The following is a 23,616-nucleotide window of genomic DNA, read 5'->3' as shown; positions in this document are numbered from 1 at the left end:
CGATGTCCACATGAGTCCTGACAGTGCCGCCGCCGAATCCGGGGACGGTCCCGAGGTCGCGGTCGATCGCGGTGGCCGGCCGGCCAGTACGAGCCCGCACGAACTCGCGGTCGCTGCTCAGCGACTGTTTCTGCGTGACGGGTTCGACGAGACGAGCGTCGAGGACATCGCCGCGGCAGTCGGCGTCAGCAGGCGGACGTTCTTCCGGTACTTCGCGACCAAGGCCGACGTCGTGTGGGTCGAATCGGATGCCGAACTCGAACAGTTCCGCGAGATGATCGAGACGTCGTCGCCGTCGACGAATCCGGTGGACGTGGTCGCGGAGGCGTTCATCTCGGCGATCAGCCACGGCGGCGACGAAGTGGAGTGGGCACGCCAGCGTGCGGAACTGATCCTGTATGCGCCTGCCGTCCAGGCGCACGCCAACGCGGTCTATCGACAGTGGCGCGGCGTCGTCGCGGAATTCGTGGCCCGACGCACCGGCGGCGAACCCGGCGACGAGTACCCGCTGGCCGTCGGCTACGCGGTTCTCTCGGCGTCCTCGGCAGGTCACGAGCGGTGGCTCGCCGATTCCGACGCCGACCTCGCCGACTGTCTGCGGCCGATGTTCGCGCTCATGGTTCCGCGTGAACCCAACGTCACGAACACCTAACAAGGCGCTTCTCGGCTTGGGTGTGGTCGCGACGGCCCGATAGCATTTGTGACAAAAGTGACAAATGTGGCTGAAGGGGATGTGGTGACCACACGTAGAGGTCGTCGTCGGGGTGCGTGGGTCAGTGCCGGGATGGTGGTCGCCGTGGCGCTCACGCTGGGTTCGGCGGCCGCTTCGGCCGCGCCCACACCGGATCCGGCGGTGTCCCGGATCGACACGGTCATTCACGACAACAAGCAGCAGGTCACCGCCATCGTCTACTCGGCGGCGATGCGGAAGATGATCCCCATCACCGTTCTTCGTCCGCGTGACACCAGCAAACCCCGGCCCACCTTCTATCTCCTCAACGGCGCCGGTGGTGGCGAGGACTCCGCGACCTGGGCGGCCAAGACCGATTACGTGAAGTTCTTCGCCGACAAGAACGTCAACGTCGTCACGCCCATCGGTGGCGCGTTCTCGTATTACACGGATTGGCAGCACGACGACCCGGTGCTGGGCCGCAACAAGTGGCAGACCTTTCTGACCAAGGAGCTGCCGCCCCTGATCGACAAGGAGTTCGGCACGACGAAGGTCAATGCGATCGCCGGTATCTCGATGGCCGGCACCTCGGTGCTCAATCTCGCGATCGCCGCACCACGCCTCTACCGGTCGGTTGCCGCCTACAGCGGATGCGCGCGCACCAGTGATCCGGTGGGACAGGCCTACATTCGCATGGTGGTCGCCGACCGCGGGCAGGGCGATCTCACCAACATGTGGGGCCCGGTCGGTGGTGCGGGCTGGCGGGCGAACGACCCCTTCGTCAACGCGGCGAAGCTGCGTAGCACCAAGGTGTACATGACGTCCGGGACCGGGCTGCCCGGACCCTATGATCGGCCCGAAGCCCGTTTGATCCAAGGCAATCCGCTGACCCTGGCGAACCAGGTGGTCCTCGGCGGCATCATCGAGGCCGCGGTGAACTCGTGCACCCAGCAGATGGTGTCCCGACTGCGTGGCCTGCGCGTCCCGATGCGGGTCATGACCCGCCCCAACGGAACCCACTCGTGGGAGTACTGGGAGTCCGACCTCCGCCGCACGTGGCCGATGATCTCGGCAGATCTGAACCCGGCGGTGAAGGCCGCCAAGCCCGCGGGCCGCTGATCCTTCGATCGGGAACAGCTAGTTGGTGCGATCCTTGAGCAGGAGACGCACGGTCAGTTCGAGGCGATTGGTGACGTCGGTGGCCGACGCCCGTCGGGTCAGCCACTGCACCAGATTCGACATCCAGACATCGGCCAGTACCCGCGCTACCGCGAGGTCTTCCTCGGTGGGCTCACCGTCGTCGACCATGGCACCGGCCAGCAGTCGGTCGATGATCCCGGCCACCTGATCCACCTCGGCAGTCGCCGAGGCGTCGGCGAACATGAACGCTCGCGTCATCGCCTCGGTGAGGAGGGGATCGCGCTGCATGGCGTAGGTGATCATGTCGAGGACGTGGCGCAGCCGCTCGACGGCGTTGTCGCCACGTAGCTGTGAGCGATCGACCCGTGATTCGACTCGTCCGAGTTCGCGGGCCAGCGAGGTGACCAGCAGGTGCACCTTGGACGGGAAGTAGCGGTAGAGGGTTCCGACGGCGACGTCGGCCTTGTCGGCGACTGTGCGCATCTGCACGGCGTCGTAACCGCCCTTGGAGGCCAGGGCGAGGGTGGCGTCGAGGATTCGGCGCCGCCGCTCACGCTGAGCGGCCGAGCCGGATTCGGTCCCCACCGACGCCGTGCCGGCCGTCGGGGCGGAGTCCGCCGTCGACTCGACGGAGGCGTTTGCCGGTGCAGGTCGTGCCATGTGCTCGAAGACATCCTCACTGATCGGTGGTCCACGGGGTGCCTACCGGACGGCAACCACCCATGGCATATTAGAACAGGTTCTAATTGCCCGTCACAACCTGACATACAGAGGAATCACGTGACAATCGCCACGTCTACTGAACAGATCGCTGTTTGCAACGCGATCGAAACCTGGGCGCAGACCGTCCAGACCACCGATCTGGTACGCGCGGACATCGACAAGCCGCGGGACCAGTGGACCGGACTCCTGCCCCAGTTGGCCGAGTTCGGCGTCTTCGCGGGCGCACTGCCGGAGGAGCACGGCGGCTTCGGCGCCACCTTCACCGATGTCGCGGCGATGGTCGAGCAATGCGGGTACAACCTGGTGCCCGGTCCCATCGGTCCCATCGTGGCCGCCGCCATCGGGCTCACACGGTGCGCGGACGATCGGGCCGGCGAGATCCTCGGACGCCTCGCCGCCGGCGAACTCGCGGCCACGGTCCCCGCCGCCGCGTACGCGCGCACCGGACCCTTCGAGCTGGTGGACGACGGGATCGACCTGGGTCTCGTACCGGGGTTCGTCGAGGGATGTGCCCTACTGGTGCCGTTGCGGGTCGACGGTCGTGCCGGCGATTGGTGGATCGTGCCGCCGGGGGTCGGGGCATTCGACGTCGCGCCGCAGGGATCGATCAGCGGCACCGAATCGGTGTCGCACGTACGGGTGACCGGGATCGATCCGTCGCAGCTCGTCGCGCTCGACGACGGTCCGCTGGTGACTGGGGTGCTCTCGGCGACGCTCGCCGCCTACCAGAGCGGCGTGGCCCGCTGGGCGCTGAACACCGCGGTCGACTACGCGAAGGTGCGCACGCAGTTCGGTGCGCCGATCGGCTCGTTCCAGGCGATCAAACACATCTGTGCGGACATGCTCTGCCGCAGTGAGGAACTCACCGCGGTCGCGTGGGATGTGGCGCACGCCGTCGACGAGGTGCTCGCCGCGGCCGACTCCGGCCATGCGCGCGATCAGCTCGCCATCAGTCGTCTGGCCGCCGAGATCCTCGTGGCCGATGCCGCGGTCGCCAACGCCAAGGACTGCATCCAGGTACTCGGTGGCATCGGGTTCACCTTCGAGCACGACGCCCATCTGTACCTGCGCGCCGCGACCACGGCGCGATCGGTGCTCGACCGCGCCGACCACTCCCGGCGCGAACTCGCCCACCTCGGACGCAGCGGTGCGCGCCGAGAATTCGAGATCGACCTGTCCGCCGTCGAGGACCGGCGGACCGAGATCCGCGATGCGGTCGCGGCGGTCGCGGCAACCGACGAGGTCGCGCAGCGCGGCGTACTCGCCGAGTCGGGCCTTCTGATGCCGCATTGGCCGCGGCCCTACGGCCTCGCGGCCGAACCGGCGCTGCAACTGCTCATCGACGGAGAACTCGACCGCGCCGGGGTCGTCCGGCCCGACCTGGTGATCGGTGCCTGGGCCATTCCCACCATCCTGGAACACGGCACGGACGCCCAGCGCGAACGCTTCGTGACGCCGACGCTGCTCGGTGAGACCGTGTGGTGCCAGCTGTTCAGCGAGCCTGAGGCGGGATCCGATCTCGCGGCACTGCGAACCAAGGCGACGCGTGTCGACGGCGGTTGGCAGCTGCAGGGACAGAAGATCTGGACCTCGCAGGCGCACAACGCGACCTGGGGGGTCTGTCTCGCGCGCACCGACACGGACGCACCGAAGCACAAGGGCATCACGTACTTCCTCATCGACATGAGTTCGCCGGGCATCGATATCCGGCCGCTGCGCGAACTCACCGGACGGGCCAACTTCAACGAGGTCTTCCTCGACGGCGTGGTGGTCCCCGACGACTGTGTGGTCGGCGAGATCAACGGTGGCTGGCGCCTCGCCCGCACCACCCTTGCCAACGAGCGTGTCGCGATGGGCGGTTCCGGCCTCGGCAAGGAGATGGAGGCGCTGCTGCGACAGATCGAGCAGATGCCGAGGGCGTTGGAGTCCGGTGAGCTGGCGGACCTCGGGACGCTCGTCGCCGACGCGCACGTCGGTCGTGTCGTTGATGCCCGGTCGGTGACCCGACGGTTGGCCGGTCACGATCCGGGGGCCCTGTCCAGTGTCCGCAAACTCATCGGGGTCCGACATCGTCAGGCCGTTCCCGAATTCGCGCTCGATCTGCTCGGGGTCGACGGGGTGGCGGCCGGTGACTCGTCCGACGGGTTCCTGCAGAACCGGTGCCTGTCCATCGCCGGCGGCACCACCCAGATCCTGCGCACCGCGGCAGCGGAACGCATTCTCGGTTTGCCCCGTGGCTGACGGCGCCGGACGTGGTGATCGGATGACGAATCGGCAGTTGAGGACCCATACGGTCCACAGCTGCGGGCCGGTCTGATACAACTAGAACAGGTTCTAATTGTCGCAAGGAGGCAGTGGGGTGGACTTTGCCCTCGACGACACGGCGGTCGCGGTTCGGGACGCCGCCGCAGAGGTGTTCGCACGACATCAACCGGACTGGGAGACCAAGTTCGGGCAGCGGGGACTCGGGACGGGATCTCCCGGCGCGTTCGACGACGTCCTCTGGCGTTCGATCACCGATTCGGGGCTGATGGCCCTGCCGTTGCCGGCCGATCTCGACGGCGACGACGTCGCGGTCGTCGATCTGCTGCCGTTGCTGCGACGCATGGGGGAGTCGGCGGCGGTGACACCTGCCCTCGGCACACTGGCGTCGGCCCTGACCCTGCGTGACGCGCCCGCCGACGCCCGTGCGAAATTGGGTCGCGGTCTCGGCGCGGGCGCATGGCACGCGGTCGCCCTCGGTGAGCAGGGCGACACGCTGACCCTCACACCCCATACGACCGTTCGCGGCGGCACGCTGACCGGCACCAAGACCGGGGTGCTGCACGCCGAGGGATCCGCGGCGCTGGTAGTGACGACCGACGGGGGCGTCGTGATCGTGGCGACCGACACCCCGGGCATCAGCATCGTCCGCACGCCGTCGTCGAGTGGATGGGGTGAGTACACGGTGCGGTTCGACGGGGTCGCCGTCGACGAATCCGACTTCCTGTCCACCGACGCCGCGACCCTGCGTGACCGCTACCGTCTCGTGTTGTCGGCGTACGCGGACGGCCTGGTCGCCGGCGCGACCCGGCTCACCGCCGACCATGTCACCGGGCGCGAACAGTTCGGCAAGCCGATCGCACTCTTCCAAGCCGTCGGGCAGCAACTCGCCGACATCTATGTCATCGGGCGTTCGATGAACCTGGCGACCACCGCGGCCGCCTGGCGGATGACCGAAGGCCTCGATGCCACACAGGATCTCGGCATCGCCGGGTACTGGCTGGCCGCGGAGATCCCGGCGACACTCCGGACGATGACCCACCTGCACGGCGGGATCGGCGTCGACGTCACCTACCCGCTACACCGCTACTTCTCCATCGCCAAGGATCTCGCGCGGCTCATCGGGGGGACCGACGCCCGTCTCGACGAGATCGCCGACGATTCCGACGCGCGGCAGGGGCGGGCGCAGCGACGGGAAACGAGTATCGACCCGAAAGCGCAGGCAACAGATGTTCATTGATCTCACCCCTGAGCAGAAGGCGCTGCGCGCCGAGTTCCGTGACTACTTCGCGAACCTGGTCAGCCCGGAAGACGTCGAGGTCATGCTGACCGAGCGTCACGGCGAGACCTATCGCAAGGTGATCCGGCAGATGGGCAAGGACGGACGGCTCGGGGTCGGCTGGCCGAAGGAATACGGCGGCAAGGGTTTCGGTGAGATCGAACAGCAGATCTTCACCAACGAGGCCGTCCGCGCCGACATCCCGCTGCCCGCGGTGACGTTGCAGACCGTCGGCCCCACACTGCAACAGCACGGCACCGACGAACTCAAGCGGAAATTCCTGCCGGACATCCTGGCCGGAGAGGTCCACTTCGCGATCGGCTACACCGAACCCGAGGCGGGCACCGATCTGGCGTCGCTGACCACGAGTGCCGTTCTCGACGGTGACCATTACGTGGTGAACGGCCAGAAGATCTTCACCACCGGTGCTCACGACGCCGACTACATCTGGCTGGCCGTGCGTACCGACAAGGACGTGCCTAAGCACAAGGGCATCTCGATCCTGATCGTCGACACCACTGATCCCGGCTTCAGCTGGACCCCGATCATCACCGCCGACGGTGCCCATCACGTCAATGCGACCTACTACAACGATGTCCGCGTGCCGGTGTCGATGCGTGTGGGCAACGAGGGTGACGGTTGGAAGCTGATCACGACTCAGCTCAACCACGAGAGGGTCATGCTGGGCCCGGCCGGAAGGATCGACGGCCTCGCCGCGCGAGTCCGGGCGTGGGCCGGGCAACCCGGCTCCGACGGCACGGTGATCGCCAAGCATCCCGACGTCCGCCGCGCACTCGCCGAGATCGAGGCCTATGCGCGGATCAACGAGTTGCTGAACTGGCAGGTGGCGTCGACCGGTGAGGCCATCTCGATGGCCGATGCGGCGGCGACCAAGGTGTTCGCCACCGAGCGGTTGCAGCGTGTGTGCCGGCTCATCAACGAGATCGTCGGGCGCTACGGCGATTTCACCGATCCGGAGACCGCGGCCCTGGTGGAATGGCTCGACGTCCAGCAGAAGCGCAACGTGGTGATCACCTTCGGCGGCGGGGTCAACGAGGTGATGCGCGACATGATCGCGACCGCCGGTCTCGGATTGCCGAGGGCGAAACGATGAGGGTCGGGGAGAGTGGTCTCGATACGCCTCCTCGCTGCCGCTCGTCGGCTACTCGACCAGCGGTGAAGGCACCCTTGTCCCGTTGGTCGAGTAGCCACGAGCCGCTAGGCGAGGGGCGTATCGAGACCACTCCCGCCGACGAGGGGATCAGATGACCAACGCAACCGACATCCGCGCCGGCGCCGAGGCCATCAAGGCAGCCGGCCGTAGTGCGCCCGTCACCGGTCGCGATCCGATCAATCAGCCGATGATCAACAACTGGGTCGAGGCGATGGGCGACGAGAACCCCATCTACGTCGACGAATCTGCCGCGCGCGCAGCGGGTCACGCGGGTGTCGTCGCACCACCGGCCATGGCGCAGGTCTGGACGATGCGCGGGTTGCACGGTCAGCGGACCGACGACGACCCGCTGGGCCGCGCCACCGAACTCCTCGACGACGCCGGCTACACCTCGGTGGTCGCGACCAACTGCGACACCGTCTACCACCGCTACACCGAGCCCGGTGAGACGGTGAATCTGTCCGCCGAACTCATCGACGTGGTGGGGCCCAAGAACACCGCACTCGGCGAGGGCTGGTTCTTCACCACCCGCAACATCTGGTCGGTCGAGGACGAGGTGGTCGCGGAGATGTCCTTCCGCATCCTCAAGTTCCGGCCACCGGCGAAAGAGGTCGCGACGACCGGCGAGGCGTCGGGCCTCCCCGACGATCTCGACCCCACCCGCATGCTCAAGCCCAGCGTCTCGCGCGACACGGCGTTCTTCTGGGATGGCGTCGCCGGGCATGAACTGCGCGTCCAGCAGGTGGAGGACGGCACACTGCGGCACCCTCCGATTCCGGCGATCTGGAAGCCACGCGACTCCGATGGTGTTGTGCCGCAGACCGATTACATCGTCGCGTCGGGTCGCGGCACCGTGTTCAGCTTCGTCGTCCATCATGCGCCGAAGGTGCCGGGCCGGCAGCTGCCGTTCGTCGTCGCCCTCGTCGAGCTCGACGAAGGTGTTCGCATGCTCGGTGAACTACGTGACATCGCACCCGATCAGGTGCGGATCGGGCTACCGGTCGAGGTGACGTTCCTGGACTTTCCGGCCGACGACGACGCCGGCACCGATGCCTGGACACTGTACGCGTGGAAGCCCGCCCACGAGGAGGGGGAGAAGTGACAGCACTTGCGCCACAACCGGTTCGTGTGTCGGATACGCTGCCGCCGCTGACGATCGATGCGACGCCGACGTTCGTCGTGTCGACGGCGCTGGCCACCCGGGACTTCCAGGACGTGCACCACGACCGGGATCTCGCGCAGGCCAAGGGGTCCAAGGACATCTTCGTCAACATCCTCACCGACACCGGCCTTGTCGAACGGTTCGTCACCGACTGGGCCGGCGCGACCGCACGCATCCGGTCGATCAACCTGAAGCTCGGCGTCCCCTGGTACGCGTACGATTCGGTGACCTTCACCGGCGAGGTCACCGACGTCACCGACGGTGTCGTCACCGTTGCGGTGACCGGTACCAATTCCCTGGGCAAGCACGTGATCTCCACGGTCACCCTGACCATCGGCGGAGGGCAGTGATGGCGGCGCTGTCGGGGAAGGCGGCGATCGCCGGGATCGGCGCCACGGAGTTCTCCAAGGATTCTGGGCGCAGCGAGTTGCGGCTGGCCGCCGAGGCCGTGTCCGCGGCGGTGGCGGACGCCGGGCTGACCCCCGCCGACGTCGACGGCCTGGTCTCGTTCACGATGGACACCAACGCCGAGATCGCGGTGGCCCGTGCGGTCGGCATCAAGGAGATGACCTACTTCTCCCGTATCCATTACGGTGGCGGCGCCGCGTGCGCCACCGTGCAGCAGGCCGCGATGGCGGTCGCCACCGGTGTCGCCGACGTCGTCGTCGCCTATCGCGCCTTCAACGAGCGGTCCGGGCTGCGCTTCGGTCAGGTCAACAGCGCCGTCGCCAATCAGGAGAACTCGTCGGGCACCGACAACGCCTTCTCCTATCCACACGGTCTGTCCACCCCGGCGGCCTTCGTGGCCATGGTCGCACAACGATACATGCACGAGTATGGCGTCAGCAGTGAGGATTTCGGACGCATCGCCGTCGTCGACCGCAAGCATGCCGCGGTCAACCCCAACGCGTTCTTCCACGGCAAGCCGATCACCCTGGACGATCACCAGTCGTCCCGCTACATCGCCGAGCCGCTGCATCTGCTCGACTGTTGTCAGGAATCCGACGGCGGCGTCGCGATCGTCGTGGTGTCCGCCGAACGGGCCCGCGATCTGCCACACCGCCCCGCGGTCATCGCGGGAGCGGCCGCGGGCAGCGCCGACGACCAGTTCATCATGTCCAGCTACTACCGCGACGACCTCGCCGGGCTGCCGGAGATGGGACTCGTGGGTCGTCAGCTCTGGCAGCAGTCCGGACTCGGTCCCGCCGACATGGATCTGGCGATCCTCTACGACCATTTCACGCCGTACACGCTGATGCAGTTGGAGGAACTCGGCTTCTGTGGTCGGGGTGAGGCCAAGGACTTCGTTCGCGAGCCCGGTGCACTCGAGGTGGGTGGCCGCCTCCCGCTCAACACGCACGGTGGTCAGCTCGGCGAGGCCTACATCCACGGCATGAACGGGATCGCCGAGGCCGTCCGACAGATCCGCGGCGACTCGGTCAACCAGGTCGAGAATGCCGAGAAGGTTGTCGTCACCGCGGGTACGGGGGTCCCCACCAGCGGCTTGGTTCTCACACAGTCCAGCCATTAACGGCGAGCTCAGCAAGGAGTAGACATGAAGTTCAATCTGGCCGATGTGTTCGAGACGGTCGCGGATTCGGTGCCGGAGCGCATCGCGCTGAGCTACGAGGGTCGGCAGATCAGCTATGCCGAACTCGACCGCCTGTCCAACCAGGTCGCACACATGCTGTCCGCCGCGGGAATCGGCGCGCATGACAACGTCTCGCTGTTCCTGAAGAACAGCGTCGAGCATGTCACCAGCCTGTTGGGTCTGCTGAAGGTCCGCGCAGTCCCGGTCAACATCAACTACCGCTACACGAACTCCGAACTGCACTACATCTTCGACAATTCCGATTCGCGTGCGATCATCGTCGAGCTGCCCGAGCACCAGCGCAGTGTCGCGCAGTTGCTACCCGAACTTCCCAGTGTGCGGACTGTTTTCGTGATCGGTGAACTCGAGAACGAGCTCTCCGACGCGGCCGTGGATCTGCCCGGCGACCGGTCGGTCGACATCGTGTCCTTCGCCGACGCCGAGCAGACGCCGACCGTACGGGACTTCGAGGAGCGCAACGGCGAAGAGCTGTACCTGCTCTACACCGGCGGCACCACCGGCTACCCCAAGGGCGTCATGTGGCAGCACGACGACTTCTTCCGCAAACCGCTCTCGGGTGGTAACCCGTACGGCGACGCGCGCAAGGATCTTGCCGAGATCGCAACGGCGGTGAAGGATTTCCCGTCGATCGCCTTCCTGCTCGCCGCGCCGTTGATGCACGGCGCCGCGTCGTACTCACTGTTCACCTTCTTCACCCTGGGTGGCCGCCTGGTCATCCAGCGCGACTTCAACCCGACCGCGATCGTGGCGGAGGTGGAGAAGGAAGGGGTCCAGATCATCCTCATCGTCGGCGACGCGATGGGCATGCCGCTGGTCGAGGAGTTCGAGCGGCGGGCCGGTGAGGTCGACCTGTCGTCGCTGTTCTCGGTGACTTCGGGCGGCGCGATCTGGTCGCAGCATGTTCGCGACCGGTTCCTGGCCGTGAAGCCGGATCTGGTGCTGCGCGACAACTTCGGTGCGTCGGAGTCGGGTAACGACGGCGAGATCATGATGGACGACAACGGCAATCTACGGGTACCGCCGTCGGACAAGATGATGGTCGTCGACGAGCGACACCACAAGATCGAGCCCGGTTCCGGCGAGGTCGGGTACATCGCCCGGATCGGCAATGTCCCCCTCGGCTACTACAAGGACGAGGAGAAGACCGCAAAGACGTTCCCGACCCTGCCGGACGGCACGCGCATCTCGATTCTCGGTGACATGGGCACGGTGGAAGCGGACGGCACGATCGTGTTCCTCGGTCGCGGATCCCAGTGCATCAACACCGGTGGGGAGAAGGTGTACGCCGAAGAGGTCGAGGCGACTCTGCACGCCCATCCGGCGGTCGCGGACGCCCTCGTCGTGCCCGTGCCCGATGAACGGTACGGGCAGCGGGTGGCCGCGGTCATCCAGGTCGCCGACGGTGCCGTCGAACCCACGCTCGAGGAGATCCAGGATCACTGCCGCGAGACGCTGGCACGCTACAAGGCGCCGCGCACAGTCGTTTTCGTCGACGAGGTGAAGCGGACCCCGGCAGGCAAGGCCGACTATCGCTGGGCCAAGGGTGCTGCGGCCGGCGCCGCCGAGGTTGCCGGCGCCGCCACCTGATCGGACTCAGGTGACCTGCAACGAGATCCAGAGGGCCAGCACGGCCGCGATCAGGGTCGGCGGCACGGCAAGGGCACCGAGCAGCAGATAGCGGCGCGACGGCGGGGGTGATGTGGTCTGGCGCCGCATCACATCCCGCCACAGCAGGGTGGCGAGCGAGCCGAAGTAGGCCAGATTCGGGCCGATGTTCACCCCGAGCAGCACCGCGAGGACCAACTCGGGTTGGTGTGCGACCAGCGGCACCAACAGCAGCGTGGCCGGCAGGTTGTTGAGGACATTCGCGAGGGCCGCAGCCAGTACGGCGACGATCAGCAAGGCGATCAGGCCGGTGCCGTCGGGGATGAGGTGGGCCACCGCGTCGCCGAGCGGTCCTTGCTGCACCGGGAGGATCACGACACCCAGGGCCGCGACGAACGCGAGGAACGGGATGTCCGCGGCCCGCACCATCTGCAGCGCGCCGGCGCCGCGCTCGGCGAACAGCACGGGCAACGCCATCAATGCCGCGCCACCCGCGGCGACCGCCACCAACGGGACGTCGAGTGGTTCGGCGATGAGGAACCCGATCAGCAGCAGTGCGAGGCAGGTCAGGGTCCACCGGGGCGCCGGCGGGTCGTCGCGACTCTCATCCGGTCGATCATCGGGGACGGCGGCCTGCGGAATCGCTCGTGCCCGTAGGTCTCTGGCGAAGAAGAACCGGAAGATCAGGTACTCCACCAGGATCGCGACGATCCAGGGGGCGGCCATCGTCGCGGTGAAGCCCAGGAACGTGAGACCGGTCGCCGAGAAGGCGATGAGATTGGTCAGGTTCGAGACAGGCATCAGCGTCGAGGCACTGTTGGCCAGATGTGCTGTGGCCATGCTGACCGGTGACACCCGCGCGCCGATTCGGCGTGCAGCGGCGACGGCGAGCGGCGTCAGCAGCACGATGGTCGCATCCAGGCTGAGGATGGCGGTCACCGCGGCGGCAACGGCGAACACGATGCGCAACAACCGGTTCGGTGATCCGCGGCTCCAGTGCGACATCAGCGCACCCAGCCAGGCGAAGACGCCGGTCCGGCCACAGACATCGGCGACCACCAGCATCGCCGCGAGGAAGCCGATGGTCGGCGCCATGAACTCGAGTTCATCTGCGGCACTTGACCAAGATGCGAGGCCGGTGGCGACCACCAGCATCGCCGCCGGCACGGCGACGACGGCCGGGGGAAGTCGCCGAGCCGTCATCGTGAACGCGATGACGGCGACGAGCAGGGCGATGGAGAGTCCGGCTCCGACGACTCCGTCGGCCGAGATCACCGGCGGTCTCGCGACATTCAGCCGCCCATCCGGGGCTCGACCACGCTCTCCTCGCCCTGCGCGTCAGGCGGCAGGGGATTCGCTGACTCCTCGACCATGCGCCGCGGCGTCAACCAGAACAGCAGCACCGAGCTGGCGACGAGCACCGCACCGAGCACCATGTATGCCTGATTCATCGGGCCCACGAACGCCTCGCGGGCGCCGTCGAGGATCTGGTCGGCGAGCGGTTTCGCCTGCCCCGCGAGGCGGTCGGCGACTGCGGTCGCCTCGGCCAGGGATTGTCGGATGTGATCGGACACGACGTCGGCCTGGGCGATCAGCGATTGCCCGCCGGCCGGGTCGCCGGCCGCGGTCTGCTGCTGTCCGGCGGCGACCATCTGGGCGCTCGCCTCGTCGGCGACGGGTCCGATCCGTGCGGTGTACCCCGCGGCCATGATGCTGCCGGACAGTGCGATGCCGATGGCGGCGCCGACCTCGCGCGCGGTGTCGTTGACCGCCGATCCGATGCCCTGGTTGTCAAACGGGGTGTTGGACATGATCGCGGTGGTCGACGGAGCGGTCGCCAACCCGATGCCGGTCGCGAAGACTCCGAGGATCCACGCCATCGTCCAGTAGTCGTCGTAGTCGAGCGCGCCCAAGAGGACGATGCCGATGCCGGCGAGCAGGATGCCTCCGCTGATGAAGTAGCGGAGCGAGTGGAATCGAACGGCGACGTAGTTGCCGATCAGCGAGAACACACCGACACCCGCGACGAACGGCATGAGCGCGAGTGCCGATTGGAGAGGGGAGTATCCGAAGACCAACTGGAGTTGCTGGAGCAGAAGGTAGAACATGCCGAACGAGCCGAGGAACTGCATCGCCACCGACAATGCGCCCGAGCCGAACGCGCGGTTGGTGAACAGTCGGATGTCGAGCAATGGTGAGGTGCGGCGCATCTCGATGACACAGAACACGCCGATGAGCAGGATGCCACCGACGAGGCAGATCAGGACGAGCGGGTCGTTCCAGCCGCGATGGGGCGCCTCGAGCAGGCCGAACACGATTCCGGTGACCGACAGGATCGAGGTGATGGTGCCGGGGAAATCGAACGCGCCCGGATCTCGATCTCGCGACGTACCGATGGTCAGGCACAGAGCTGCCGACAGCGCCGACGACACGGCGAACGTGATGAAGATCGAATGCCACGAGAAGAACTCGAGCAGGATGCCGGTGACGAGGAAACCGGCGATGGCTCCACCACCCGCGATCGCCGCCCAGATGCTGACGCCCAGAGCGCGTCTGGACTCGGGGACGCCCGAGGTGATCAGCGACAGCGTGGTCGGCATGATGAGGGCCGCTGCGGCACCGGCGAGGCAGCGGGTGGCGATCAGCTGGGTGGGACCGTTGACCCAGATGGCCAGCAGCGACGCGATTCCGAAGATGATCAGGCCGACGATCAGGACACCTCGACGGCCGAAGCGATCTCCGATAGCCCCCGCGGGGAGCAGTAGCGCGGCCAGTGCGAGGGTGTAGCCGTCGACGATCCACGTCATCTGTCCGGTGTCGGCTCCGATGTCGATCGCGATGTCGGGCAACGCGGTGTTCAGCGCGGCCATCGCGGCGACGACCATGCTCACCGCTGCGCACGCGATCAGAATCAGCCACGCCGCACGCAGGTCATCTCGACTCATCCTCGGGCGCATCGCCTCACCTCATCAGATCCGCGGCGCGGGTGTTGCCTTTTCGTGACCGAGACACGCGGTGTCGGCGACCCCAACCTGAGCGCAACATGTGACACATTTATCACTGCAGTAACAGAAGCGGGGGATCGCCACCCACCGGGTCGACGGGATCCGGACAACCGAAAGTGAGAGATCATGGCCTCACCCCAGGTCGCCTCTTCACAAGGTACCGACTACTCACCGACGCGTGTGCACGTATGGCGTGTGCTGTCGATGCTCGCGGCTCTCGTCGCGGTCGTCGTCGGCCTGCTGCTCATCGTGACCTCTGCGGCGTAGGCCGCAGAGGCGAGCAGGTCGCCCTAGCGGGCGGCGTGCTTCTCGATCGCGGCGCCGACCCTGGGCAGTGCCGCGACGACATAGCCTTTCGCCTTACCGCGCAACGAGTTGTAGGCCTTCGCCAGCGCCGGCTTGGCCGTCGACGCCTGGTCGTCGGTCACCGTCAGCAAGGCCTCGGCCGCCGTATCGCTGTTGGCCACGAGGTGATCGCCGAACGCCACGCCGGCCGGCTTCGAATCCCACAGTGGCTGCAGGGCGCTCAGGAAGTCCGGGAGCATCTTGTCCGTCGCCGACTTCACGACGCCGGGCTTGACCTTCTGAGCCGCCGCATACGCGGTCTTCACCGCGGCACCGCTCAATCCCTTTTGATCAGACACCTCGGCGTCGATCACGACGGCGAGGTCGCCGACCACTCCGGCGCGGTCGGTGTCGAGCAGGGACAGCAGCGAGTCACTCATGAGATCTCCTAGCGGGAGGCCCGATCGGCGGGCGGCAGCTGATGGCGGATTTGTCCGCGTCGAGACTACTGCCCGGCGATCGGTGCCGGGTGAACGCGCACCGGGGTGTGGTGCACGCCACGTCCGGTGCGCACCCGCCTCTGAGTGGTCAGTACTTCTCGGACTGTCCGCCGTCGATCGGGATGACGGTGGCATTGATGAACGACGCCTGGTCGGAGAGCAGGAACGCGACCAGGTGGCCGACCTCGTCGGGACGTCCGAAGCGCTTCATCGGGTTCACGCTGACGAATTCGCGGCCGACGTCCTCCCAGTTGTCGGGGTCGATCTGCTTGAGGGAGCCCTCGACCATCGGGGTCATGATCGCTCCGGGGGCGATGGCCTTGACCGTCACGCCGAACTGTCCGTACTCGATACCCGAGTTGCGGGTCAGTCCCACCACGCCGTGTTTGGCGGCCGCGTAACCGGACTGGTTGCCGACGCCGCGGATCCCGCCGACGGACGCGGTGTTCACGACGTTGCCCGCGCCCTGCTCCTTCATCACCGCGAGTACGTGCTTCAGGCCGAGGAACACCCCGCGCAGGTTGATGGAGACCACCTTGTCGAACTCGTCACTGCCGAAGTCCTCGGTGAGGTTCTGTTTCCCCTCGATGCCGGCGTTGTTGAAGAAGCCGTCGATGCGGCCGAAGGTCTCGACGGTCTGGTCGACATAGCGCCGCACGGCGTCCTCGTCGGAGACGTCGGCGACGATCTGGATCACCTTCGCGCCGGATGCGACCTCACTGATCGCCGCGGCGGTGTCGGCGAGCCCCTTCTCGTCGACGTCCACCAGTGCCAGGGCGGCGCCTTCGCCGGCGACCTGTGTCGCGGTGGCCCGGCCGAGCCCCGAACCCGCGCCCGTGATGAGCACTACCTTGTCGGTGAATCGAGCAGTCATGGTGCGAACCTTCTTTCGTGAAAGGTCGGCCCGTCCCGTCGGCGGGTCGTACAGTCATATTAACGAGACGCCACGTTCCGATATTCCGGAGGGCGGTGATCGGGAGGGCGGGTATGACCGACAACGAGACGGGACGTCCGCGCGGGCGAGGCCGGCCGCGCGACGAAGCGGTCGGCGACAAGATCCTGGGTGCGACGCGCCAGCTCATCGACGAGCTGGGCTATCACCAGGTGACGATGGAAGCGATCGCCGCCCGAGCGGGAGTGGGCAAGGCATCGCTGTACCGGCGTTGGTCGACGAAGGCCGCCGTCATCACCGACGCCTTTGCCGCGGATCTCGCCGCGCCGCCGACGCCCGACACGGGATCCGTCCGTGAGGATGCGATGACGTATCTGCGTGACCTGAGGCATACGCTGACCCTGCTCGGCGGCCCGTCCGTGGTGGCGGGAGCTCTCGCGGAACGCGGCGAAGCCGGTCAGGTCGAGATCCGCGAGATCGTCCGGGCACGATTCGAGCCGGGAGCGGAGATCCTGCGGCGTGGGGTCCTGCGATCGGAATTGCCTGCCGCACTGCCGATCGACGTCGTCCTCGACAGCTGGGCAGGCTTCCTGCTCTACCGCATCATCTTCGCCCGAAGCGTGCCCACCGACGACGAGCTATCGGCGTTGGTTGCTCAACTGCCGACGACGTGAGTCGGGGTCAGCGTGCGACGCCGAGGACGACGTTGCCCAGGGCGGGCGCGTCGTCGCGGTCGGCGACGGTGGCGGTGACGAGGAGCTGCTCGCCCTGATCCCAGACGGTCACGTTCAACGTCTCGCCGGGGAACACCACTCCTGCGAACGATGCCGAATAGTCGCGGACCGCGGTCACGTCACCATCGAGTACGGCGTCGGTGACCGCCCGGCACACCGTGCCGTAGGTGCAGAGTCCGTGCAGGATGGGGCGAGGAAAACCGGCTCCCGCAGCGAACTCGGGGTCGCTGTGCAGCGGATTGCGGTCCCCGCACAGGCGGTACAGCAGCGCTTGCTGCGGCAGGGTCGGCACCGCGAGTCGGTGGTCCGGTGCACGATCGGGGTAGTGCACCTTGCTCGATGATCCGCGTTCGCCACCGAAGCCGCCCTCACCCTTCGCGAAGATCGACGAACGTGCCGTCCACAGGGGTTCTCCGGCGTCGTCGGAAGTCACCGATTCCTGGATGATCACCGCGGCCGATCCCTTGTCCTGCACCTCGACGATCGTGGTGCGCGTGGTGGCCTTGCCGCCGGCCGACAGCGGTCGGTGCGCGGTCACCTGCTGGCTGCCGTGCACCACCTTGGCCAGGTCGATGTCGATGCCCGGGAACGAGACCTTCGGCGGCTCGGTGGCATGGAACGACGCCGCGACGGTGGCGAAGGACGGCAGCACCTTCGGCGCGACGTCGTCGACATAGGCGAGTCCCGCAGCATCCATCGGGTCCGCCGCAGCGCCGATGGCGAGGTGATAGAGCGCGACGTCGGAGGCCGACCATTCGAACGAGACCTCGCCGAGATCGGCGCCGACGGCGATGGATGGATCGATGGGCACGGTGATCAGGCTCCTGTGCTGCTGGTGGACGGTGTAGCGGTCTCGGTCTTCGCCGCGGCGTCGAGGGCGGCGAGATATCCGAAGACGAGCGCGGGACCGATGGTGGCGCCGGGGCCGGCGTAGGTGTGGCCCATGACCGGCGCGCTGGTGTTGCCGGCCGCATACAGGCCCTCGATGACCGATCCGTCGGCACGCAATGCCCTACCGGCGGCGTCGGTCTCGAGACCGCCCTTGGTCCCGAGGTCTCCGGGCACCATCTTGACGGCGTAGTACGGGGCCTTGGTGAGTGCACCGAGGCTGGGGTTGGGCTTGTTCGTGATGTCGCCGTAGTAGTGGTCGTAACCGCTTGTGCCGCGGCCGAAATCGGCGTCGACGCCGGAGCGGGCGAATCCGTTGAAACGTGCGGTCGTCGCCGACAGGGCATCGCCCGGAAGGCCGGTCTTCTCCGCGAGTTCGGCGATCGTGTCGGCCTTGACGACCACACCCGACTCGAACCACTTCTTCGGAAGCGGTTGGCGCGCATTGATGCCGGCGAAGAGGTAGCGGTTGCGGCAGGTCTGATCCATGATCAGCCAGGCCGGCACGTTCTCGCCGGGCCCGTCGCCGTGGCCGAACTCGCCGCCGTACATCTGGTGGACGGCCTCGACATAGGGAAGCGATTCGTTCATGAAACGCTCGCCGCGCTCGTTCACCATGAAGGTGCCGGGCACCGCGCGTTCGGACAGCGCGAACCACGGCCCACGCGGAAGTGGGATGGTCGGGCCCCACCACGAGTCGTCCATCAACGACACCGACGCACCGATCTTCAGGCCGGCGTTGATGCCGTCGCCCGTGTTCGACGGAGCGCCCGTCGTCCAGTCCGAGCCGATGGGGTCGCGCTGGTATTTGCGTCGCATCTCGGGGTTGTTCTCGAACCCGCCGCACGCCAGGATGACGCCGCGGCGCGCATGGATGGGGAACGTGGTGCCGTCGGATTCGGCGATCACGCCGACGACCCGGCCGTCCTCGGTGATCAGGTCGGTCAGGCCGGTGTTCAGCTTCAGCGGTACGCCGAGCTGACGGACACCGAGCAGGAGTTCGGCGGCCAGAGCCGCACCCATGGCGATGAGCTTCTTGCCCCGCGACCGTGCCCAGAAGAAGCGGCTGCCGACCTTGGCCATGCGCAGCGGACCCCGCCAATGGCGGAGGCCGGTGTTGAGCCAGCGGTAGTCCGACTGCAGCACCACCATGTTCAGCGGCGCCTTGGTGTATTGCGGATGCAGGGTCTTGAGATCGTCGCCGAGTCGACGGGCGTCGAAGGGGCGGGGCTCGACGGACCGGCCACCGAGGCGTCCGCCGGGAGCCTCCGGGTAGTAGTCGGAGTAGTTCTTCACCCACTCGAGGTCGAGCGGGGCGTTCTTCATCAGGAAGTCCAGCGCCTCGGGACCACGGTCGATGTAGGCGTCGATGCGCTCGGCCGGCGCGTGCTCACCGATGATGGCGTGCACGTACTCGCGCGCCTTGTCGACGGTGTCGTCCACGCCGTCGCGCTTGAGCACGGAGTTGTTCGGAATCCAGACACCACCGCCCGAGCGTGACGTCGAGCCGCCCCAGTACGGGGACTTCTCGATGATGACGGTCTTCAGGCCGCTCGCGGCCGCGGTGATGGCGGCGCTGAGCCCGGCCGCGCCGGCGCCGACGACCACCACGTCGTAGGTCTCGGGGGTGGTGCTGGTGTGCTGATCTGCTGGTTCGGTCGCGCCGGCCATGGAAGTCCCTTCGTGCGCCGCGGGTGCAACGTGTTCTACCTGAATTAGAACACGTTACAGAAATGGAGCGCCAGAGGAGTGTCAGTTCGCGCTGCCGGTGCCCAGCGGGAAGCTCGGCGTGGGCGCGGCACCGCGCCTGAGCATCGTGGCCGACAGCGCCTTCATGGTGGACGCATCGAGCCCGAGCCCACGTGTCAGATAGCGACCGAAGGAGCCGTAGGAGCGTCGGATCTGGTCGAACGACGCCGCGAGGAAATCGCGCTGCACACCGAGGATCGGGGCGAACAGCGATGGGTCGGTGACAAGCCCGTGGTCGACCAGCGCCGCCATCTGGGCTGTGTTCCCGGCGGCCAGGCGCTCGTTGGAGGCGAGGTAGTCCCGATACACGAGCGGCTCGGGTACCCCGAGCGCGGTGAGCAGTACGGCCGAGATAAGGCCGGTACGGTCCTTGCCCGATGTGCAGTGATAGAGCAGGGGGGTGGTCGCGGTGGCGATGTCGCGCAGCGTTGTCCCGATCTGGTGCCGGGCACCCGGGTCGGTGACCATCCAGCGGTAATAGTCGCGCATCATCTGTGCCGCCCTGCCGGATCCGAGTGCCTCGCGCTGCCCGACGGGGCCGGCTCCGATGATGCGGTTCACCTTCACGTAGAAGTCGTCGTCGGGGTTCCAGATCGGCCGCGGGGTGTAGCGCGCGGGTGGCAGGTTGTCGGGGTTGGCGGCGGCCTCGTTGGGCGAACGGACGTCGATGATGTGGGTGATGCCCAGCCGGGTGAGCTTCTGCTTGTCGAGGTCGGTGACGGTGTTCAGGGCGTTGCTGCGGTACACCACACCGGTCGCGACGATGGCTCCGGTTCGGGTCGCATATCCGCCGACGTCACGCGCGTTGGCCGCCGAGATCCCCAAACTCGCGGCACCCGAAGGTGCCGCGGACGCGACCGGAGTCGCCGTGGGGATCGCGCCGATGGCCGTCGAGGCCAGGCCGATGGCCAGTGTTGCAGCGGCGGTTCGAACGACGGTGCGACGACGAAAGCTGGTCAGCACAGAGATGGTCCTTTCACAGACGGTGGGAGTTCGGGTTGTCAGAACCGGATTCGGGCAAAGGGGCCGTTCGGCCGCGACTGGCAGGCGAGTACATAGCCGTCGGCGAGGTCGTCGGCGTCGAGGACTCCGGTGTCGGTCATCCCCACCTCGCCCTCGACCACGACAGCGGCGCAGGTCCCACACCGGCCCTCGCGGCAGGAGAACGGGACGTCGAGGCCACGTGCGAGCATCGCCTCCAGCAGGCTCTGTGAGCGTGGCCAGCTGATCGTGTGGCTGGCGCCGTCGGTGTCGATCTCCACAGTTGCCGCATCTGGGTCGAGGGTCTCGGGTGCGGGTGCGGGTGCGGGCGCCACGAACGGATCGCCGCTCAGTGACGTGAAGACCTCGGCGTGTACGTGTGATCGCGGAACGTTCAGTCGGGTCAATGCTTCCCGGACAGTCGTCATGAAACCGGCCGGGCCGCAGATGAATGAGTGTCGCTCGGAGAATGGCGCGCCCAGCTGCGCAAGCTGATCAGGCGTAGGTCGCTGCCGAGCCGTCTCCAGCCAGTGGATCACCGTCAGCCGGTCCGGATGACGCGCTGTGAGATCGCGCAGTTCGTCGGCGAAGATGATCGAGTCCGCATCCCGATTCGCATAGACCAGCGCCACGTGACCGGTGCCCGACGCCAACGACGTCGTGAGGATCGACAACAACGGCGTGATTCCGCTGCCCGCGCCCCACAGGAGCAGATCGTGGTCGGGAGACTCGGGTGTGAACACCCCGGCCGGGGGAGGATCTCGATGACATCCCCTTCGGAGATGTTGTCGCACAGCCAGTTGGAGCCGTAGCCGCCGGCGGTGCGTTTGACGGTCACCGTCAGGTCGGCGTCGGTGACCGGGCAACTCGACAGTGAATAGCACCGCGCCACCGAGCCGCCCCGATCGCTGGGGATGCGCAGGGTCAGGAACTGGCCAGGGCGATAGGCGAAATCGTGTGAACGGTCGTCGGGCACCGTGAACACGAACGACGTGGCGTCCCGGGTCTCCTCGATGACCCGGGCGACCCGGGCCGATGCGGAGCGCGGCGGGGCAGCGTCGGCGGCAACCATCGTCATACCAACCTCCTGGAGTTGCGTTGTCGCCATCGTGGGCCTCGCGCGAGTTCGGATGTGTACCCGCGTTCTGCTGTCCGGGAGAGATTCGTCCCGTCGCCCACTGAGCGGGAGGACTCAGCGCCCGCGCCGCAGGGCGGCACCTAGGGTCGCCGCCATGGACATCTGCAGTGGGACAACGCGGTGAACCGCCTCTGTGATCGGGTCGTCCTGGTCACCGGGGCTGCAAATGGAATGGGGAGAAGCCACTGCGTGCGGCTCGCCGACGAGGGCGCTCGGATCATCGCGATCGATCTGGAGTCCGCTGCCGACGATCTCGCCGTGACAGGGAAGGAGATCGACTGGGTCGGTGGCGAGTGCTTCTCCGGATTCGCCGACATCCGCGATTACGATCAGCTGGCCTCGGCGGTGTATCGCGGCATCGAACACTTCGGTCGCCTCGACGCAGTGGTCGCCAACGCGGGTGTCTATCCCGCCGCGGCTCGATCATGGGAGATCGACGATGACGAGTGGCGACACGTGCTGGACATCAACCTGACCGGCGCCTGGCACACCGTCAAAGCAGCGGTGCCGCATCTGGTCTCCGGCGGCTCGGTGGTGCTGATCGGGTCCACCAACGCCATCAAGGGATCGGCTGGGACGTCACACTACTGTGCCAGCAAGCACGGCCTCGTGGGCCTGGCGCAGACCTTGGCGAACGAACTGGGCGCGAGTGGTATTCGCGTCAACGCCGTGCACCCCGGTTCGGTGGGGACCTCGATGATCCTCAACGACCGGGTGTTCGCCAAGCTCCGGCCCGACCTCGAGGAGCCGGGCGAACACGATGCCGAGACGGCGCTCGCTGCCCGCAACCTGCTCGGGGTCGGCTGGGTGGACGCGGTCGATGTCAGCAACGCGGTGCTGTTCCTGCTGTCCGACGAAGCCCGTTTCGTCACCGGCACCAACGTCGTGGTGGACGCCGGCCTCGTGGCGAAGGCGTCGTGATGGGACGCGTCGAAGGAAAAGTCGCGCTGGTCACCGGGGCGGCACGCGGTATCGGACGGGCACAGGTGTTGCGGTTCGCCGAAGAAGGCGCGAGCGTCATCGCACTGGACATCTGTCGGCAGGTCGAGACCACCGTGACGGCGCCATCAGCTCCCGACGACCTGGCCGAGGTGGCCCGACTGGCGCAGGAGCGCGGCGCCCGAGTCGTTTCCGCCATCGTCGATGTGCGTCAGGGTGATCGGCTGCGTGCTGCCGTCGATGCCGGCGTAGCCGAACTCGGCGGTCTTGACATCGTCTGTGCCACCGCCGGTATCACCTCGAAGGGGCCGGCGGTGGAACTCGACGAGCAGGCATGGAACACGATGATCGACATCAACCTCACCGGTGTGTGGCAGACCTGCAAGGCCGCGGCGCCGCATCTGATCGAACGGCGCGGCGGGGCCATGATCCTGACGAGTTCGATCGCGGGCCTTCGGGGGCTGTCCGGCGTCGCCCACTACACCGCGGCCAAGCACGGCGTGGTGGGGCTGATGCGGTCGTTGGCGAACGAGTTGGCGCCGTACGGAATCCGGGTGAACTCGGTCCATCCCACCAACGTCGATACACCGATGATCCAGAACGCGGCGGTGCGCAGCGCATTCCGTCCCGACCTTGCGAACCCGACGCGTGCCGAGTTCGCCGAGGCCGCGATGACGATGAACATGCTGCCGATTCCGTGGGTGGAGCCCGAGGACATAGCGAACGCCGCGCTGTTCCTGGGCTCTGATGAGGCACGCTACATCACGGCGGTGACCTTGCCGGTGGATGCGGGGTCGACCCAGCGCTGAGCGAGCGACCGCGGATCTGACCGACGACGTGGCCCGTGCAGGGTCACGTCGTCGTTTTCGTTCGGGTGG

The 23,616-nt window shown here is 67.1% G+C and carries 21 protein-coding genes and 1 pseudogene; 13 read left to right on the top strand and 9 right to left on the bottom strand.

The features are described 5' to 3' along the window. Positions 1–10 precede the first annotated feature (10 nt). Both D7316_RS12815 and D7316_RS12810 read left to right on the top strand, forming a co-directional pair. Positions 11–652 (top strand): acyl-CoA-like ligand-binding transcription factor, encoded by a 642-nt coding sequence (locus D7316_RS12815; protein ID WP_124708585.1) that lies wholly within the window; start codon positions 11–13, stop codon positions 650–652. 132 nt (positions 653–784) lie between these two features. Then, complete coding sequence (locus D7316_RS12810; RefSeq protein ID WP_124711307.1) at positions 785–1,789, top strand: alpha/beta hydrolase; 1,005 nt, start codon at positions 785–787, stop codon at positions 1,787–1,789. 18 nt (positions 1,790–1,807) lie between these two features. Here D7316_RS12810 and kstR read toward each other — a convergent pair whose 3' ends face one another. Continuing rightward, positions 1,808–2,470 carry a cholesterol catabolism transcriptional regulator KstR gene (kstR, locus tag D7316_RS12805; RefSeq protein ID WP_124708584.1) on the bottom strand — a complete coding sequence of 221 codons (663 nt, stop codon included), beginning with the start codon at positions 2,468–2,470 and terminating at the stop codon, positions 1,808–1,810. A 120-nt stretch (positions 2,471–2,590) separates the two neighbouring features. Between kstR and D7316_RS12800 the strand changes: the two genes are divergently transcribed. From D7316_RS12800 to D7316_RS12770, 7 genes are all read left to right on the top strand, one after another. After that, entirely contained in the window at positions 2,591–4,774 is a 2,184-nt protein-coding gene (locus D7316_RS12800) for an acyl-CoA dehydrogenase (RefSeq protein WP_124708583.1), read from the top strand. A 118-nt stretch (positions 4,775–4,892) separates the two neighbouring features. After that, positions 4,893–6,035, top strand: coding sequence for an acyl-CoA dehydrogenase family protein (locus D7316_RS12795; RefSeq protein ID WP_124708582.1), 1,143 nt, complete (start codon positions 4,893–4,895; stop codon positions 6,033–6,035). Further along, on the top strand, positions 6,025–7,188 hold the full coding sequence (locus D7316_RS12790; protein WP_124708581.1) for an acyl-CoA dehydrogenase family protein: 1,164 nt from the start codon (positions 6,025–6,027) through the stop codon (positions 7,186–7,188). Before D7316_RS12795 ends, D7316_RS12790 begins: the two co-directional genes overlap by 11 nt. 151 nt (positions 7,189–7,339) lie before the next feature. After that, positions 7,340–8,350: a bifunctional MaoC family dehydratase N-terminal/OB-fold nucleic acid binding domain-containing protein gene (locus tag D7316_RS12785; RefSeq protein WP_124708580.1), complete on the top strand. Its 1,011-nt coding sequence runs from the start codon at positions 7,340–7,342 to the stop codon at positions 8,348–8,350. Continuing rightward, positions 8,347–8,760 (top strand): MaoC family dehydratase, encoded by a 414-nt coding sequence (locus tag D7316_RS12780; RefSeq protein ID WP_124708579.1) that lies wholly within the window; start codon positions 8,347–8,349, stop codon positions 8,758–8,760. Before D7316_RS12785 ends, D7316_RS12780 begins: the two co-directional genes overlap by 4 nt. Continuing rightward, complete coding sequence (locus D7316_RS12775; RefSeq protein WP_124708578.1) at positions 8,760–9,941, top strand: lipid-transfer protein; 1,182 nt, start codon at positions 8,760–8,762, stop codon at positions 9,939–9,941. The genes D7316_RS12780 and D7316_RS12775 overlap by 1 nt, the downstream gene beginning before the upstream one ends. Before the next feature lie 24 nt (positions 9,942–9,965). Then, positions 9,966–11,609, top strand: coding sequence for an acyl-CoA synthetase (locus D7316_RS12770; RefSeq protein ID WP_124708577.1), 1,644 nt, complete (start codon positions 9,966–9,968; stop codon positions 11,607–11,609). Positions 11,610–11,615: 6 nt separating this feature from the next. Here the strand turns inward: D7316_RS12770 and D7316_RS12765 are convergent, their stop codons facing one another. Then, positions 11,616–12,902 carry an SLC13 family permease gene (locus D7316_RS12765; protein WP_232016891.1) on the bottom strand — a complete coding sequence of 429 codons (1,287 nt, stop codon included), beginning with the start codon at positions 12,900–12,902 and terminating at the stop codon, positions 11,616–11,618. A 17-nt stretch (positions 12,903–12,919) separates the two neighbouring features. After that, on the bottom strand, positions 12,920–14,572 hold the full coding sequence (locus D7316_RS12760; protein ID WP_232016890.1) for an MFS transporter: 1,653 nt from the start codon (positions 14,570–14,572) through the stop codon (positions 12,920–12,922). Positions 14,573–14,758: 186 nt separating this feature from the next. Here D7316_RS12760 and D7316_RS27130 point away from each other — a divergent pair, with 186 nt between their 5' ends. Next, on the top strand, positions 14,759–14,899 hold the full coding sequence (locus tag D7316_RS27130) for a hypothetical protein (RefSeq protein WP_164473784.1): 141 nt from the start codon (positions 14,759–14,761) through the stop codon (positions 14,897–14,899). Positions 14,900–14,922: 23 nt separating this feature from the next. On the opposite strand, the gene D7316_RS12755 is transcribed toward D7316_RS27130, so the two are convergent. Both D7316_RS12755 and D7316_RS12750 read right to left on the bottom strand, forming a co-directional pair. After that, complete coding sequence (locus D7316_RS12755; RefSeq protein WP_124708575.1) at positions 14,923–15,357, bottom strand: DUF6918 family protein; 435 nt, start codon at positions 15,355–15,357, stop codon at positions 14,923–14,925. A 148-nt stretch (positions 15,358–15,505) separates the two neighbouring features. After that, positions 15,506–16,291, bottom strand: a complete 786-nt coding sequence (locus D7316_RS12750) for an SDR family oxidoreductase (protein ID WP_124708574.1) — start codon at positions 16,289–16,291, stop codon at positions 15,506–15,508. A gap of 113 nt (positions 16,292–16,404) precedes the next feature. Here D7316_RS12750 and D7316_RS12745 point away from each other — a divergent pair, with 113 nt between their 5' ends. Continuing rightward, positions 16,405–16,983, top strand: coding sequence for a TetR/AcrR family transcriptional regulator (locus D7316_RS12745; protein WP_124708573.1), 579 nt, complete (start codon positions 16,405–16,407; stop codon positions 16,981–16,983). A 7-nt stretch (positions 16,984–16,990) separates the two neighbouring features. On the opposite strand, the gene D7316_RS12740 is transcribed toward D7316_RS12745, so the two are convergent. The 4 genes and pseudogenes from D7316_RS12740 to D7316_RS12725 all read right to left on the bottom strand — a co-directional run bounded on the left by D7316_RS12740 (position 16,991) and on the right by D7316_RS12725 (position 21,733). After that, complete coding sequence (locus tag D7316_RS12740) at positions 16,991–17,854, bottom strand: MaoC/PaaZ C-terminal domain-containing protein (RefSeq protein WP_124708572.1); 864 nt, start codon at positions 17,852–17,854, stop codon at positions 16,991–16,993. A 5-nt stretch (positions 17,855–17,859) separates the two neighbouring features. Then, the gene (gene kstD, locus D7316_RS12735) at positions 17,860–19,602 is read right to left on the bottom strand and encodes a 3-oxosteroid 1-dehydrogenase (RefSeq protein ID WP_124708571.1); all 1,743 of its coding nucleotides are present in this window, start codon (positions 19,600–19,602) and stop codon (positions 17,860–17,862) included. Between the two features lie 81 nt (positions 19,603–19,683). Then, positions 19,684–20,643 (bottom strand): tyrosine-protein phosphatase, encoded by a 960-nt coding sequence (locus D7316_RS12730; RefSeq protein WP_164473783.1) that lies wholly within the window; start codon positions 20,641–20,643, stop codon positions 19,684–19,686. 38 nt (positions 20,644–20,681) lie between these two features. Beyond that, positions 20,682–21,733, bottom strand: a pseudogene (locus D7316_RS12725) (2Fe-2S iron-sulfur cluster-binding protein). Positions 21,734–21,919: 186 nt separating this feature from the next. Here D7316_RS12725 and D7316_RS12720 point away from each other — a divergent pair. Continuing rightward, positions 21,920–22,720, top strand: a complete 801-nt coding sequence (locus D7316_RS12720) for a mycofactocin-coupled SDR family oxidoreductase (RefSeq protein ID WP_124708569.1) — start codon at positions 21,920–21,922, stop codon at positions 22,718–22,720. Next, entirely contained in the window at positions 22,720–23,547 is an 828-nt protein-coding gene (locus D7316_RS12715; RefSeq protein ID WP_124708568.1) for a mycofactocin-coupled SDR family oxidoreductase, read from the top strand. The genes D7316_RS12720 and D7316_RS12715 overlap by 1 nt, the downstream gene beginning before the upstream one ends. The last annotated feature ends 69 nt before the right edge of the window (positions 23,548–23,616 follow it).

Origin of the sequence: Gordonia insulae (genome assembly GCF_003855095.1) — a bacterium.
GTDB lineage: Bacteria > Actinomycetota > Actinomycetes > Mycobacteriales > Mycobacteriaceae > Gordonia > Gordonia insulae.
Note: the sequence above shows the minus strand (reverse complement) of the source record. Positions and strands in the feature narration are given on the sequence as shown.

Excerpts from the sequence above, each read along its gene's own strand:
- D7316_RS12815 (WP_124708585.1), top strand. The coding sequence starts at position 11 with ATGAGTCCTGACAGTGCCGCCGCCGAATCCGGGGACGGTCCCGAGGTC.
- D7316_RS12810 (WP_124711307.1), top strand. The coding sequence starts at position 785 with ATGGTGGTCGCCGTGGCGCTCACGCTGGGTTCGGCGGCCGCTTCGGCC.
- kstR (WP_124708584.1), bottom strand. The coding sequence starts at position 2,470 with ATGGCACGACCTGCACCGGCAAACGCCTCCGTCGAGTCGACGGCGGAC.
- D7316_RS12790 (WP_124708581.1), top strand. The coding sequence starts at position 6,025 with ATGTTCATTGATCTCACCCCTGAGCAGAAGGCGCTGCGCGCCGAGTTC.
- D7316_RS12785 (WP_124708580.1), top strand. The coding sequence starts at position 7,340 with ATGACCAACGCAACCGACATCCGCGCCGGCGCCGAGGCCATCAAGGCA.
- D7316_RS12775 (WP_124708578.1), top strand. The coding sequence starts at position 8,760 with ATGGCGGCGCTGTCGGGGAAGGCGGCGATCGCCGGGATCGGCGCCACG.
- D7316_RS12770 (WP_124708577.1), top strand. The coding sequence starts at position 9,966 with ATGAAGTTCAATCTGGCCGATGTGTTCGAGACGGTCGCGGATTCGGTG.
- D7316_RS12760 (WP_232016890.1), bottom strand. The coding sequence starts at position 14,572 with ATGAGTCGAGATGACCTGCGTGCGGCGTGGCTGATTCTGATCGCGTGC.
- D7316_RS27130 (WP_164473784.1), top strand. The coding sequence starts at position 14,759 with ATGGCCTCACCCCAGGTCGCCTCTTCACAAGGTACCGACTACTCACCG.
- D7316_RS12755 (WP_124708575.1), bottom strand. The coding sequence starts at position 15,357 with ATGAGTGACTCGCTGCTGTCCCTGCTCGACACCGACCGCGCCGGAGTG.
- D7316_RS12750 (WP_124708574.1), bottom strand. The coding sequence starts at position 16,291 with ATGACTGCTCGATTCACCGACAAGGTAGTGCTCATCACGGGCGCGGGT.
- D7316_RS12745 (WP_124708573.1), top strand. The coding sequence starts at position 16,405 with ATGACCGACAACGAGACGGGACGTCCGCGCGGGCGAGGCCGGCCGCGC.
- kstD (WP_124708571.1), bottom strand. The coding sequence starts at position 19,602 with ATGGCCGGCGCGACCGAACCAGCAGATCAGCACACCAGCACCACCCCC.
- D7316_RS12715 (WP_124708568.1), top strand. The coding sequence starts at position 22,720 with ATGGGACGCGTCGAAGGAAAAGTCGCGCTGGTCACCGGGGCGGCACGC.